This is a genomic window from Streptomyces sp. NPDC005898 (assembly GCF_040629635.1).
Lineage (GTDB): Bacteria > Actinomycetota > Actinomycetes > Streptomycetales > Streptomycetaceae > Streptomyces.
The window spans coordinates 37,135-50,705 of the sequence record NZ_JBEXWC010000018.1; the positions used below are offsets into that span (position 1 = coordinate 37,135).

Annotated in this window: 12 protein-coding genes; 1 reads left to right on the forward strand and 11 read right to left on the reverse strand. The window is 73.5% G+C overall.

Translation table 11 applies throughout. From position 1 onward, the window contains the following. Window positions 1–239 precede the first annotated feature (239 nt). From ABZ385_RS23080 to infC, 8 genes are all read right to left on the reverse strand, one after another. On the reverse strand, window positions 240–1,274 hold the full coding sequence (locus ABZ385_RS23080; protein WP_358912932.1) for a SpoIIE family protein phosphatase: 1,035 nt from the start codon (window positions 1,272–1,274) through the stop codon (window positions 240–242). A gap of 386 nt (window positions 1,275–1,660) precedes the next feature. After that, window positions 1,661–4,171 carry a phenylalanine--tRNA ligase subunit beta gene (gene pheT, locus ABZ385_RS23085; protein ID WP_358912934.1) on the reverse strand — a complete coding sequence of 837 codons (2,511 nt, stop codon included), beginning with the start codon at window positions 4,169–4,171 and terminating at the stop codon, window positions 1,661–1,663. Beyond that, window positions 4,171–5,301 (reverse strand): phenylalanine--tRNA ligase subunit alpha, encoded by a 1,131-nt coding sequence (gene pheS, locus ABZ385_RS23090; protein WP_358577719.1) that lies wholly within the window; start codon window positions 5,299–5,301, stop codon window positions 4,171–4,173. The genes pheT and pheS overlap by 1 nt, the downstream gene beginning before the upstream one ends. A 182-nt stretch (window positions 5,302–5,483) precedes the next feature. After that, window positions 5,484–6,626, reverse strand: a complete 1,143-nt coding sequence (locus ABZ385_RS23095) for an ATP-binding protein (protein WP_358577717.1) — start codon at window positions 6,624–6,626, stop codon at window positions 5,484–5,486. 38 nt (window positions 6,627–6,664) lie between these two features. Further along, the gene (locus ABZ385_RS23100) at window positions 6,665–7,507 is read right to left on the reverse strand and encodes an RNA methyltransferase (protein ID WP_358577714.1); all 843 of its coding nucleotides are present in this window, start codon (window positions 7,505–7,507) and stop codon (window positions 6,665–6,667) included. A 169-nt stretch (window positions 7,508–7,676) separates the two neighbouring features. Then, window positions 7,677–8,060: a 50S ribosomal protein L20 gene (rplT, locus tag ABZ385_RS23105; protein WP_358577712.1), complete on the reverse strand. Its 384-nt coding sequence runs from the start codon at window positions 8,058–8,060 to the stop codon at window positions 7,677–7,679. Window positions 8,061–8,155: 95 nt separating this feature from the next. Beyond that, window positions 8,156–8,350: a 50S ribosomal protein L35 gene (gene rpmI / locus ABZ385_RS23110; RefSeq protein ID WP_007829094.1), complete on the reverse strand. Its 195-nt coding sequence runs from the start codon at window positions 8,348–8,350 to the stop codon at window positions 8,156–8,158. Between the two features lie 107 nt (window positions 8,351–8,457). Then, on the reverse strand, window positions 8,458–9,123 hold the full coding sequence (gene infC / locus ABZ385_RS23115; RefSeq protein ID WP_358577958.1) for a translation initiation factor IF-3: 666 nt from the start codon (window positions 9,121–9,123) through the stop codon (window positions 8,458–8,460). 390 nt (window positions 9,124–9,513) lie between these two features. On the opposite strand from infC, the gene ABZ385_RS23120 reads away from it, so the two are divergent. Next, complete coding sequence (locus tag ABZ385_RS23120) at window positions 9,514–9,891, forward strand: DUF1844 domain-containing protein (RefSeq protein WP_358699297.1); 378 nt, start codon at window positions 9,514–9,516, stop codon at window positions 9,889–9,891. A 4-nt stretch (window positions 9,892–9,895) separates the two neighbouring features. Here the strand turns inward: ABZ385_RS23120 and ABZ385_RS23125 are convergent, their stop codons facing one another. The 3 genes from ABZ385_RS23125 to ABZ385_RS23135 all read right to left on the reverse strand — a co-directional run bounded on the left by ABZ385_RS23125 (window position 9,896) and on the right by ABZ385_RS23135 (window position 13,406). Next, window positions 9,896–10,630, reverse strand: a complete 735-nt coding sequence (locus tag ABZ385_RS23125; protein WP_358577707.1) for an SseB family protein — start codon at window positions 10,628–10,630, stop codon at window positions 9,896–9,898. 77 nt (window positions 10,631–10,707) lie between these two features. After that, window positions 10,708–11,943, reverse strand: a complete 1,236-nt coding sequence (gene mycP, locus ABZ385_RS23130) for a type VII secretion-associated serine protease mycosin (RefSeq protein WP_358577704.1) — start codon at window positions 11,941–11,943, stop codon at window positions 10,708–10,710. Next, a complete protein-coding gene (locus ABZ385_RS23135; protein WP_358912936.1) occupies window positions 11,940–13,406 on the reverse strand; it encodes a hypothetical protein in 1,467 nt (488 codons plus the stop codon). The genes mycP and ABZ385_RS23135 overlap by 4 nt, the downstream gene beginning before the upstream one ends. Window positions 13,407–13,571: the final 165 nt, after the last annotated feature.

The window sequence follows — 13,571 nt, forward strand, 5'->3', positions numbered from 1 at the left end:
CCGGTGGCTCGGTGCTTCACAGCGTAGTGGAGGTGCCTTCACACGGGGTGTGAACGGAGTGCCCGGGTCCGGGGGGTGTGCGCTCTGCCGCGCGCCGTGTGGGCTCGCTTGACTTGGCGTGCCTCGTTCAGGAGAAGAGGCCGGTGGGCCGCCGGCTCCCCCCTCACGCAGTGCGGCGGCCCGCCCCGGCGCCGCCCGTCCCCGCCGTCTGCCCGACACCATGGCGGGACGGGCGGCGTTCAGCTCATCGTGCGGGCCCGGCACTCCGGCTCCGGGTGCGGGGCGCGGGCCCGGGTGCGGTCGTTGCGTACGACCAGCAGGGTCGCGTCGTCGGAGGGCAACCGCCCGGTGTGCCGCAGCAGTTCGGCCTGGACCGAGTGGATGAGGCACTGCGGGGAGAGGGCGGGGGCGCGGGCGGCCTCGGTGAGCGCGGCCTGGAGCGGGAAGAACTCCCCGGCCGCGTCGCGGGCGTCCTCCATGCCGTCCGTGTACAGGACGAGGGCCTCGCCCGGCAGCAGCCGGCCGCAGGACCGCATGGGCAGGTCGGCGGGGAGCGGGAAGGGGCCGAGCGGGGGCAGCGGGTCGGCGGCGGTGAGCGGCCGGGCGTGACCGCTCAGCAGAAAGGGCCAGGGGTGGCCGCAGTTGAGCGCGGAGACCTCCCCGTCCGCGCCGATCTCCAGGAGCAGGACGGTGACGAACTCCTCGGCCGGCGGGGCGTCCGGCACGACGCCGCCGACGGGGTACTCGGCAGAGGCCCGCTCGTGCAGGTGCCGTGCCAGGGTCCGCTCCAACCGGCGCAGGACAAGCGGCAGTTCGGGCTCGTCGTGGGCCGCCTCGCGGAAGCTGCCGAGAAGGGCGGCGACGGTCGCCATGGCGCCGATGCCGTGCCCCCGGACGTCGCCCATGACGACGCGTACGCCGTGTTCGCCGGCGACCACCTCGTACAGGTCGCCCCCGACGGAGGCGCCCCGTGCGGCCGAGAACCGTCCGGCGGCCAGGGCGAGGCCTTCGAGGCGGGGTGGCAGGGGGCGCAGCAGGGCGTTCTGCGCGGCCCCGGCGACCTCGCGGACCTGCCGCAACTCCCGCAGCAGCGCCCGGCGGACGTGCACGACCAGCCCGGACCCGACGGCGAAGAAGACCGCGCTGCTGACGATCCGCGCCCCCATGCCGTTCTGCTGGGCGAGCGGGCAGAGCAGCTTGTACGTGACGGCGACGGCGCCCCAGACGGTCGGCAGCCCCAGCGTGAGAGGGCGGCGGAACCGCCTGCGCCCCACCCGGGGAGGCAGCCGGGACGCGGCCCGGGGTCTGCCGATGCGCAGGACCGCGCTCCGGTCGCGGTCCCGGGGGCCTCGGCGTCCCGCGCCCGCCCTCGTCCTCACCCCGGACCTCGCCCCGGTCCTCACCCTGGTCCTCGCCCAGGACATCGAACGGCGGGGAGCCCCAGCCCTGATACGGATCATCATCATGCCGTCGGTCCCCCTAAGGCCCCGTCCAGCGCGCAGGCCGACCCCTACGGCCGCACTGATTCTGTCGACCGAGTGACCCGATCAGGCCAGGGTGAAGCCTGTTGTCACTCCAACGAGTGAGGGTCTCATCCGATGATCCGGATGAGACCCTCTGTGCGCCTCAGGGTGCGCCTGTCGGCAGGGACAGAACGCGGTTACGCTCCGCGCAGCACCGCGCCCGTGCGCTCGGCCGCCAGGGCGACGGCCGCGTCACGGGCCGCCGACGCCTCGTCGACGGTCAGCGTGCGGTCGGCCGCGCGGAAGCGCAGCGCGTACGCCAGGGACTTCTTGCCCTCGCCGATCTGTGACCCAACAAATACATCGAACAGCCGAATGGACTCCAGGAGTTCACCCGCGCCGCCGGTCAGGTAGTACTCGACCACGGCGGCCGGCACCTCCTTGTCGACGATCAGCGCGACGTCCTGCGTGGCCACCGGGAAGGTAGAGATCCGCGGTGCGCGCGGGGTGCCCTCGCCGGCCTGCGCCAGGCGGTCCAGGTCCAGCTCCATCGCGCAGGTGCGCACGGGCAGGTGCAGCGCCTTGACGACCCGCGGGTGCAGCTCGCCGGCGTGGCCGACGGTGACGATGTCGCCGTCGACGACGACCTTCAGCTCCGCGCAGCGGCCCGGGTGCCAGGGGCCGTACTGCCCCTGGTCGACGATGAGTTCGGCACCGGCCTCGCGGGCCAGGGTGCGCGCCGCCTCGACGGCGTCCGCCCAGTCGGCCGGGCGGCCCTTGCCCCACCAGCCGGCCTGCTCACGGGCGCCCGCGAGGACGACGGCGGCGTGCCGGGGCTGGACGGGCAGCGCCTCGGTGAGGGAGGCGATCTCCTCGTCGGTGGGCCGCCGGTCGACGGGCAGCCGCACCGCGACCTTCAGCTCGTCCTGCGGGTGGAAGACCAGGCCCGTCTCGAAGAGCGCCAGGTCGTGGCTGCCGCGTCCGTCGTTGCGGCGGAGCGCCGCGAGCAGCCCCGGCAGCAGCGTCGTGCGGAGGGCGGGCTCCTCGTCGGAGAGCGGGTTGACGAGCTTGACCACGCGGCGATTCGGGTCGTCCGCCGCCAGGCCGAGCTGGTCGAAGACGCTCTCCCCGATGAAGGGGTAGCTCAGCGCCTCCACGAACCCGGCGCCGGCCAGGGCGCGCCCGACCCGGCGGTGCAGGCGCTGGCGCTCGGTCAGGCCCCGGCCCGCGGGGGGCTTGGGCAGGGTCGAGGGGAGGTTCTCGTACCCCTCCAGGCGGATGACCTCTTCGGCGAGGTCGTTCGGCTCCGCGAGGTCGGGGCGCCAGGACGGCACGGTGACCGTCAGGTCGTCCTGGCCGTACACGTCGCAGCCGACCTGCTGGAGGCGGCGTACGACGGTCTCACGGCCGTAGGTCACACCGGCGACCCTGTCGGGGTGGTCGGCGGGCATGGTGATCGTGCGCGGCGCGGTGGGCGCGATGACCTCCGTGACGCCGGCCTCGGCGGTGCCGCCCGCGAGCAGCACCAGCAGGTCGACGGTCCGCTGGGCGGCGGCCGAGGCGGCCTGCGGGTCGACGCCGCGCTCGAAGCGCTTGGCGGCCTCGGAGCCCAGCTTGTGGCGGCGCGCGGTGCGGGCGATGGAGAGCGCGTCGAAGTGCGCGGCCTCGATGACGACATCGGTGGTGCCGCTCTCGGCAGCGTGGTCGGCGATCTCCGTGTTGGCGCCGCCCATGACGCCCGCGAGGCCGATGGGCCCGCGGTCGTCGGTGATGACCAGGTCCTCGGCGTCGAGGACACGCTGGGCGCCGTCGAGCGTGGTGAACTTCTCGCCCTGCTCGGCCCGGCGCACGCCGATCGTCCCCTGGATGCGGGAGCGGTCGTAGGCGTGCAGGGGCTGGCCCAGCTCCAGCATCACGTAGTTCGTGACGTCGACGGCGAGCGAGATGGGGCGCATCCCGGCCTTCTGCAGGCGCCGCTTGAGCCAGAGCGGCGAGCGGGCCTCGGGCTGCAGGCCGGTGACGGTGCGGGCGGTGAAGCGGTCGCAGCCGAGCGGGTCGCTGATCTTGACGGGGTGGCCGAAGGAGTTCGGCGCGGGCACGTCGAGCAGCGCCGGGTCGCGCAGCGGCAGGCCGTAGGCGATGGCGGTCTCGCGGGCGACGCCGCGCATCGACAGGGCGTAGCCGCGGTCGGGCGTGACGGCGATGTCCAGGACCTCGTCGACCAGTTCGAGCAGCTCGATGGCGTCGGTGCCGACCTCGTGCTCGGGCGGCAGCACGATGATGCCCCCGGAGCCGTCGTCGCCCATGCCCAGCTCGTCGCCGGAGCAGATCATGCCGTGCGAGGTCCTGCCGTACGTCTTGCGGGCGGCGATGGCGAAGTCGCCGGGCAGGACGGCGCCGGGCAGCACCACGACGACCTTGTCGCCGACGGCGAAGTTCCGGGCGCCGCAGACGATCTCCTGCGGTTCACCGGTGCCGTTGGCGGTGCCGACGTCGACGGTGCAGAAACGGATGGGCTTCTTGAAGCCCTCCAGCTCCTCGATGGTGAGGACCTTGCCCACGACGAGCGGGCCCTTGAGGCCGCCGCCGAGCTGCTCGACGGTCTCGACCTCCAGGCCGACCTCGATGAGCTTGGCCTGCACGTCACGGCCGGTCTCGGTGGCGGGGAGGTCGACGTACTCCCGCAGCCAGGAAAGCGGGACCCGCATCAGATCTCCATCCCGAACGGCCGGGTGAACCGGATGTCACCCTCGACCATGTCTCGCATGTCTTCGACGTTGTGGCGGAACATCAGCATCCGTTCGATGCCGAACCCGAAGGCGAATCCGCTGTACTTCCGGGGGTCGACGCCGCAGGCGGTCAGCACCTTGGGGTTGACCATGCCGCAGCCGCCCAGCTCGATCCAGCCCTCGCTGCCGCAGGTGCGGCAGGGGCGGTCGGGGTTGCCGACGGACTCGCCGCGGCAGACGTAGCACACCATGTCCATCTCGGCGGACGGCTCGGTGAACGGGAAGTAGTTCGGCCGCAGCCGCGTCTTCATGTCCGGGCCGAAGAGCGCCTGGACCATGTGGTCGAGGGTGCCCTTGAGGTCGGCCATGGTCAGGCCCTCGTCGACGGCGAGCAGCTCGATCTGGTGGAAGACCGGGGTGTGCGTCGCGTCCAGCTCGTCCGTGCGGTACACGCGGCCGGGGCAGACGATGTAGACGGGCGGCTCGCGCCGTTCGAGCAGGGCGCGGGCCTGCACCGGGGAGGTGTGCGTCCGCAGCACGACACCGGACTCGTCGCCGGAGGCGCCCTTGGGGCCCTGCACGAAGAACGTGTCCTGCATCTGCCGGGCCGGGTGGTCGGGCGTGAAGTTGAGGGCGTCGAAGTTGAACCACTCCGCCTCGACCTCGGGGCCCTCGGCGACCTCGTAGCCCATGGCGACGAAGACGTCCGAGACGCGCTCCATGAACGTGGTCAGCGGGTGCCGGGCGCCGGCGGCCGTGCGGTCGTAGGGCAGCGTGACGTCCACCGCCTCCTCGACCAGGACGCGGGCGTCCCGCTCGGCCTCCAGCTCGGCCTGGCGGGCGGCCAGCGCCTTGCTCACGGCGCCGCGTGCCATGCCGACGCGCTTGCCGGCCTCGGCCTTGGCCTGCGGGGGCAGCGCTCCGATCTCGCGGTTGGCGAGGGCCAGCGGTGAGGTGCCGCCGGTGTGCGCGACCTTGGCCTCCTGGAGCGCGTCGAGGCTGTCCGCGGCCGCGAAGGCGGCGAGCGCCTCGTCCCGCATGCGCTCGATCTCTTCAGGTTTCAGTGCCTCGACCTCAACAGGGTCGTACGACTTGTTCGGTGCCGACATCTCTTCCCGTGCTTCCGGTTGGCTGGCGGATGGTCCCCGTCGACGAATCGGAGACGGAGTGTCCCAAGGATTGGGGACGCACAGTGCCAACGACCGAGTCTACCGGGGGTGCGGTGATCGAATGCGCCCGCGGGCTGCTCAGGACGTCCTCGCCGTCAGTCGCCGACGGGCCGGTCGGCGACTCACAGGAGGTACGCGGGAGCCCCCACGGGCAACGTAAATCGGAACTGCGCGCCGCCGCCCGGGGCGCGGCCGACGGTGATCGTCCCGCCGTGCGCCTCCACGATGCCCTTCACGATGTACAGCCCCAGTCCCGTCCCGCCGCGCTTGCTGCCCCGCCAGAAGCGGGTGAAGACGCGGCCCATCGACTCCTCCGGAATGCCGGGGCCCTCGTCGCTGACGGTCACGGCGGTCTCGGCGCCGCCCCGCTCGCGCGTGGAGGAGGAGGGCGCCACATCGATGGTGACCGTTCCCTCGCCGTGCCGCACCGCATTTTCCAGGAGGTTGCTCAGCACCTGGTCGATCTTGTCGGGGTCCGCCCACAGGTCGGGCAGCGGCCGCTGGAGCCGTACGAGGAAGCGGGCGGCGTCCTGGCCGGAGGCGACGTAGGCCTGGATGTGGCGGCCCACGGCGGCGCCCACGTCGACGGGCTGGCGGCGCAGTTCGAGGCGGCCGGAGTCGATGCGGGAGATGTCGAGCAGCTCCGCGATCAGCCGGGTGACGCGGTTGGCGTCGGCGTCGACGGTCTCCAGCATCAGTTTCTTCTGGTCGTCCGTGAACCGCTCCCACTTGGCGAGCAGGGTCGCCGTGAAGCCCTTGACCGACGTGAGGGGCGAGCGCAGCTCGTGGGCGACGGTGGCGATCAGCTCGGCGTGGCTGCGCTCGGTGCGGCGGCGGGCCTCGGTGTCGCGCAGACAGACGACGACGCGGCGCACGGGCCCGGTGCGGGCGGTGCGCAGATAGCGGGCGGAGACCAGCACCTCGCGGCCGCCCGGCAGCAGCAGATTGCGCTCGGGCTGGCCGACCCGGATGGCGAGGCCGCCGTAGGGGTCGGTCAGCTGCCACCAGCGGCGGCCTTCCAGGTCCTCTAACGGCAGGGCGTGCTCCAGGGGCGCGCCGAGGGCGTCGGCGGCGGGGACGGCGGTGATCCGCGCGGCCGCCGCGTTGAAGCAGATGATCCGGCCCGTCTCGTCCGCCACGACGAGCCCGTCGGGCAGCTCGTCGGGGTCCAGTCCGAGGTCGCCGAGATCACCTGGAGCGCCGCGGTCCGTGCGGGCACGGACGAGGTCCTGTACTCCCGGTGCTCTTCTGGTGCCGACACTCATTCCCCGTACCCCACCTCTCGGACTGGCCCGTCACCCTACTAGCTCGATGTGACGGAGCGGCACCCTCCGGCGGCGCGCTGTGCACGGGCGGAGGCGTAGAGGCACACGGCGGCGGCCGTCGCGAGGTTGAGGCTCTCGGCCCTGCCGTGGATCGGAACGCGCACCACGGCGTCGGCGAGTGCGCGGGTCTCCTCCGGGAGCCCCCAGGCCTCGTTGCCGAAGACCCAGGCGGTGGGGGTGCCCATGGTGCCCTTGTCCAGTTCGGTGTCGAGGTCGTCCGTGCCCGCCCCGTCGGCGGCGAGGATGCGGACGCCCGCGTCCTTCAGCCCCTGGACGGCGCGCTCCACGGGCACGCCGACGGCGACCGGCAGGTGGAAGAGGGAGCCGACGGAGGCGCGCACCGACTTGGGGTTGTAGAGGTCCACGGAGGCGTCCGTGAGGATCACGGCCTCGGCGCCGGCGGCGTCGGCGCAGCGCAGCACGGTCCCGGCGTTGCCGGGGTCGCGCACGTGGGCGAGGACGGCGACGAGTTTCGGCCGCGCGGCGAGGATCTCCTCGAACGGGGTGTCGAGGAACCGGCAGATGCCGACGAGCCCCTGGGGGGTCACGGTCGTGGAGATGTCGGCGATGACGTCCTCGTCGGCGAGGTGCACCCGGGCCCCGGCGCCGCGGGCCTCCCCCACGATGTCGGCGTAGCGCTCGGCGGCCTCGACGGTGGCGAAAAGCTCGACGAGTGTGTCCGCGTGCCCGGCGGCCTCCCGCACGGCCTGCGGCCCCTCGGCGAGGAACAGCCGCTCCTTGCCCCGGAAATTCCGCTTGGCGAGCCGCCGGGCGGCGCTGACGCGCGGCGACTTGGAGGAGATCAATTCAGCGGCAACCATAAAACTCACCTCAGGGACAGCGCCCCGGAAGGGGGCGCGGGGAACTGCGCGGCCAGCCACACACGAACCCGCGGACGGCAGAAGCCGGCAGGGGGCGGGCGCGCCCCCGAACAGAAACGGACCCGCAGGCCACCAGGCCCACGGGTCCGAAACAACGCTCAGCGCAGCGTCACGCGGCCTTCGGCGCGTTGACGTCGCTCGGCAGCGCCTTCTGCGCGACCTCGACCAGCGCGGCGAACGCGTTCTGGTCGTTGACGGCCAGCTCCGCGAGGATCTTGCGGTCCACCTCGATGTTGGCGGCGTTCAGACCCTGGATGAGGCGGTTGTACGTCATGCCGTTGGCGCGGGCAGCGGCGTTGATGCGCTGGATCCACAGCCGACGGAAGTCGCCCTTGCGCTTCTTGCGGTCGTTGTAGTTGTAGACCAGGGAGTGGGTGACCTGCTCCTTGGCCTTGCGGTACAGGCGCGAGCGCTGGCCGCGGTAGCCGCTGGCCGCTTCGAGGATCGCCCGACGCTTCTTGTGGGCGTTGACTGCCCGCTTGACGCGTGCCACTTTTTACTCCTTGTAGCGGGGCCGTGGTTGGACTCACACGACCCGGTATCGATTGGGTCCCGGTCAGAGTTCGGACGCGCGGTGCGCGCCCGGACTCACTTGCCGAGAAGCTTCTTGATCTTCTTGGCGTCGCCCGGGGCCATCTCGGCGTTGCCGGTGAGACGACGCGTCAGACGGGACGACTTGTGCTCGAGCAGGTGGCGCTTGCCGGCACGCTCGCGGAGCACCTTGCCGGAGCCGGTGACCTTGAAGCGCTTGCTGGCACCGCTGTGCGACTTGTTCTTCGGCATAGCGCCGTTCTCTCCTCGTCAGTGGCACTCCGATGCCCGGTCGTGAAACCGGGCATCCGGGAGCCATATGTGTCAGTTGGCGATCGCCTGGACTCGCGTCCGGGAGATCAGGCCTCGGCGTTGGCCTCGGCCGGGGCCTCGGCGGGAGCCTCCTCGGAGAGCTCCTCCCCCTCGGCGGAGTTCTGCGAGCGGCCGGGGTTGGCCTTCGCGTCCGCCTTGCGGGCCGCCTGGGCCTCACGGGCCTCGGCCATCGCCTCGGTCTTCTTCTTGTGCGGACCGAGAACCATGATCATGTTTCGGCCGTCCTGCTTCGGGCTGGACTCGATGAACCCAAGGTCCTCGACGTCCGAAGCGAGACGCTGCAGCAGCCGGAAGCCCAGCTCGGGGCGGGACTGCTCGCGACCACGGAACATGATCGTGATCTTGACCTTGTCGCCCTGCTTGAGGAACCGGACGACGTGACCCTTTTTGGTGTCATAGTCGTGCGGGTCGATCTTCGGCCGGAGCTTCATCTCCTTGATGACCGTGTGCGCCTGGTTCTTGCGCGCCTCACGGGCCTTCATGGCCGACTCGTACTTGAACTTCCCGTAGTCCATGAGCTTGCAGACCGGCGGACGCGCAGTGGCGGCCACCTCGACCAAGTCGAGGTCGTACTCCTGCGCAAGCTCCAGGGCCTTGGCAAGCGGAACAATCCCGACCTGCTCGCCGCTGGGACCGACAAGTCGCACCTCGGGAACGCGAATCCGGTCGTTGATGCGGGGCTCGGCGCTGATGGATCCTCCTCGGTAGCACCACGCGGCCGTCTGGCGGACAGCCGCGTTACGTCTGTTGACTGGACCAACCGAGCGGGGCCACAAAAAATGCCCCGACCGATCACAGAAGGGGCTCCACGTACTACCGGAGCACCTCCGCGGTGATCGCGGGGCGCACATCGGGCGACCCAAAGCCTTGAGGCTTCGGCCGCCTGACCGGTGACCCGCCGCTCAGGGAGCGGCCAGGTGGGAGATCGGAGCCTCCACTTGTGGGCCGGATCCTTGCGTTGGCACGCGGGTCTCCGGCCGGTCGTTACACAAGGTTAGCAGCTCCCCCGGGCGGGAGCGAACCGGTCCCTCCGCCCTCTCCCGGGGCGGGGCCGGCGCGGTGCGCGGCTTATCGTGTGGGACATGAGCGACGCGACCCCCACCCCCGAGTCCCCCGCCGGCGACTCCCCCGATTTCGACACCCTGACCCGTGACATCGCGGACGTCCCCGCGGTCGAGGTGATCACCACGGTGGCGGTCCACCTGATGAGCGCCGCCGCCGTGAACCTCGGACTCGCCGAGGGCGGCGAGGGCCACAAGGACCTCGACGAGGCCCGCAAGCTGATCCACTCGCTGGCCGGTCTGCTGGACGCGAGCGCCACCGAGATCAGCTCCTTCCACGCGGCGCCGCTGCGGGACGGCCTGAAGTCGTTGCAGCTGGCGTTCCGCGAGGCGTCGATCGTGGCGGACGAGCCGGGTCAGGGCCCGGGCGAGAAGTACACGGGGCCGGTCTTCGGCTGAGCCCTCACACCGTACGTACGTAGAGGGGCTCGCCCGGTGGCGTCGCCTCGGCCGGCAGGAGTGCCAGGTCGAGGCCGCGCACCAGGCGGGCCCTCAGTGTTTCGTCGGCGGTGATGCGGCGGGCCACGCGCCGGACCGTCTCGGCGGGGTCGGCGGCCGGGTCGACGACCAGGGCGAGGATGCCGTCAAAGCTGCCGGGGCCGAGGTGGGCGCGGAGCACGGCGGGCTCGGCGGCGACGGCCGCGCGCACGGCGCCGGTGACCGCGGGGTCGGCGAGCGGGTCGGCGCTGGCGCGGCCCTCGGCGAGGGCGAGCAGCGCGGTGCGGCCCAGTTCGTAGGGGACGGGGCCCGCGAGGTCGAGGACGATCGTGTCGGCCTGTTCGTGGGCGGCGGCCTGGAGCGCCTGGTGCAGGGGCACGGCGACGGGCCGGGCGGCCGGGTCCCACAGCGCGAGGGCCTCGGTGGAGGTGAAGGCGGGCAGCGCCTTGCGGTCGCCGGCCCGCAGGGTGGGGACGGCCATGTCGCTGGTCTTCTCGCGGCGCAGGCCGTTCTCGTCCTCCTCGACCTCGCCGAGGACGGCGACGACGGGGACGAGGAGCCGCGCCCCGGCGAGGGCTTCGAGGACGGGGCCGTGCGCCGTGCGGTCCTGCGACCAGGCGGTGAGCGCCGCGGCCAGCCGGGGGTCGGCGGTGCCGTCGTCGTCGGAGAAGCCGGGGTCGGGAATGTTCTTGTTCGCCACGCCCCGACCCTACAGAGGCGCCTTGCGGCGGCCTGTCCGGGTCTCCCCTGCGCGGCCTGGCGGTGGGCGCCGTCCCGTCAGTCGCGGGGCCGCGAGGTCGGCAGGGGGCCGAGGCGTCCGCGCCAGAGGCAGATGCCGGCCACGAGCAGGCCCACGCCGAGGACTCCCGCGAGGGGCCCGACCCAGGGGGCGGGGCCGCTGTCGGAGGCGGCCTCCTCGGGGCCCGGGCCGAAGTACTTGGCTCCGTACGCCGTCGTGCGGGGCTTGTCCTGCGCGAGCCGGCCCGCGCGGGCGAAGGCGGCCGCGGGGTCGATCAGGCCGAAGCCGCGGGAGTCGTCGCGGCCGCCGGGCGGGGCGTCGCGGGCGGTGTCCCGCAGGAGCTGCTTGAGCTGGGCGGGCGTGAGGTGCGGGTGGGCGGCGCGGAGCAGGGCGACGGTGCCGGAGACGAACGCGGAGGCGGCGCTGGTGCCCCAGCCCTCGTAGTACTTGCGGTCGGGGTCGGCGATGACGATGTCGTCGCCGGGCGCGGCGACGGTGGCGTACCAGCGGCGGGTGGAGAAGGCGGCGCGGGCGCCGTTCTCGTCGACGGCCGTCGCGGCGATCACGCCGGGGTAGGCGGCCGGGTAGGAGATGTGGTCGCCGCGCTCGCCGCCGTTGCCCGCGGAGGCGACGACGGCGACGCCCTTCTTCAGGGCGTACTGGACGGCGGCGTCCTCGGCGGGTTCGGGGTGGGCGGACTCGGAGTCGTCGCCGAGGGAGAGGTTGATGACGTCCGCGCCGTGGTCGGCGGCCCAGCGGATGCCCTCGGCCAGGGCGGTGCCCCGGGTGTCGCGGGCCTTTCCGCGGGCGGGGTCGCCGTCTTCGAGGATCACCCGGACCGGCAGGATCCTCGCTTCGGGCGCGATGCCCAGTACGCCGTCGCCGTTGCCCTCGCCGTGCCCGTGGCCCGCGATGATGCCGGCCATGGCGGTGCCGTGCCGGGCCCAGGGGCGGTCGCCGCGGCCGGCACCGAAGCCGATCAGGTCCTTGCCCGCCAGGACGTTGCCCGCGAGGTCGGGGTGCCGGTCGTCGACGCCGGTGTCCAGGACGGCGACGGTGATGCCGCCGCCCTTGGTGGTCTGCCATATCCGGTCGGTGTGCAGGGCGTCCAGGGCCCACTGCTGGGCGCGGATGCCGTCGTCGGCGTGGGCGGGGGCGGCGGGGGCGAGGGCCAGGGCGGCGGTGAGCGCGGCGGCGAGGAGCGGCCGGCGGGGGTGGTTTCGGCGATGGGGGCGGGTGCGGCGGTCCGGGCGGGTGCGGCGGGTGTTCCTCATGCCTCCTCCGCTCGGACGATGGTCTTGCGCAGGCCTCGTTCGACGCGGTCCGCGATGCCTTTCGCCTCGTGGCCGAGACCGGACTGGGCGGGCATCGAGGTGGCGGTGGCGCCCATCGCCTCGGTGGCGGGCTCGGGGTCCGTGACGACGCGGCCGTCCGCGAAGCCGGACACGGCGTACGCGACGACGGGTGCGTCCGGCAGCACCGACACCGTCCAGGACGCGCGCTGGGCGTCGCCGAAGCCCTCGGCGGCCGTGCCCTTCGCCGGGTACGTCCTCGGCATCAGGTCCGGGCGCCTGCCGAGGCCCTCCCGTGCGAAGCGGTTCCGCAGCGCCCGCATGGCGTCCGCGTCCGCCTTGGTGAACAGCAGGCCGACGGTGGTGACGTGGCTGCGGGTCGCGTCGGTGTACGTGGCGCGGAGCAGCCGCAGGCAGCCGACGGGGGCGAGCGCCCGCGCCAGCAGGGGGTCGAAGGCGGCCCCGCAGCCGCTGTCGGGGGCGACGGCGACCCGGGTCCAGGAGCGGTCCGCGCCGCCGGGGCCCGCGCCCTCGCCCTTGAGGTCGGGCGGGAAGAGCCGGTCGACGGGCGCGCTGTGCCACAGGTCGCCGGTGACCTTGTACGCGCTGCGCGGCGCACCGCCGTTGGCCACCGACTCGCCGGTCAGCCAACTCCCGGTCACCGCACCGCCGATGAGCCCCAGTCCCAGTACGACGCAGACGGCGGCGGCGACGGCACGGGGCCGCGCCCAGGCCCGGAGGGAGCGCGGCCGGGCGAAGGCGCCGTCGTCCAGGGCGGGCCGCGCGAGGAAGACGAGGGGGCGCCCGGAGCCGGCGCCGGAACCCGTCATCGGGCCGCCGACCGCCGGGCGGCCCGAGCCGAGGTGCTGGGTCGGGGCAGCCGCCTCCCCCGACGACGACCCGTCCGGCACCTGCCCGGCACGGGCCGACGACGCACGGGGCGTGGGCGGTTCGGCGGGCGGCACTTCGCCGGTGCGCGCCGGCGCGGACGGCGGGGCGGGCGTCGACGGCTCTACGCGGGGTCGGCTCGGCAAGTCACCGGCGGGCGGGGGCGCGGCCTGCGCATCAGCGTCTCGTACGCCCGCCACGCCGTCGGTCCCCGTGGCTGTCGTCTTCTTCGCGGCGGCGGCCGTTGGGGGCGTCGCTTCGGCGGCAGGGGGCGTGCTGGGGCGGGGTGCCGGGATGTGGCGGGGAAGCGTGCGGGGCCTGCTGCGGGCCGCCTCGGTGAAGGGGGCCAGGAGGTCCGCCACCCGGGACGCGTGGTCGGGGTCCTCGGAGGGGGGCGTGGGGCGCAGGGCGTCGAGGAGCCAGTCCTCGTCGACCCGGGGGCGCACGTCGGGGAAGCGGGCGGACGGCGCGGGGGGCGGCTCGTCCGGCGGGGCCGTGGGGCGGGGCGGCGCGGTGGGGCGCGGGGGAATCGGGGTCGCTCCCGCCTCCGTGCTCATGCCCGCCCGTCTCCTCGCGCTCCGGCTGCCGGAACGCTCGGCCCGGCGAGGCTCCGTGCGCGTCACTCTACGGGCCCGGGAGGGCCGTTCGGGAACCCCCCTCCCGGGCCCCGGGCGATCTGCCCGGATCATCCCCCTACCCTCGGGTAATCGTCTCTGGCAGGC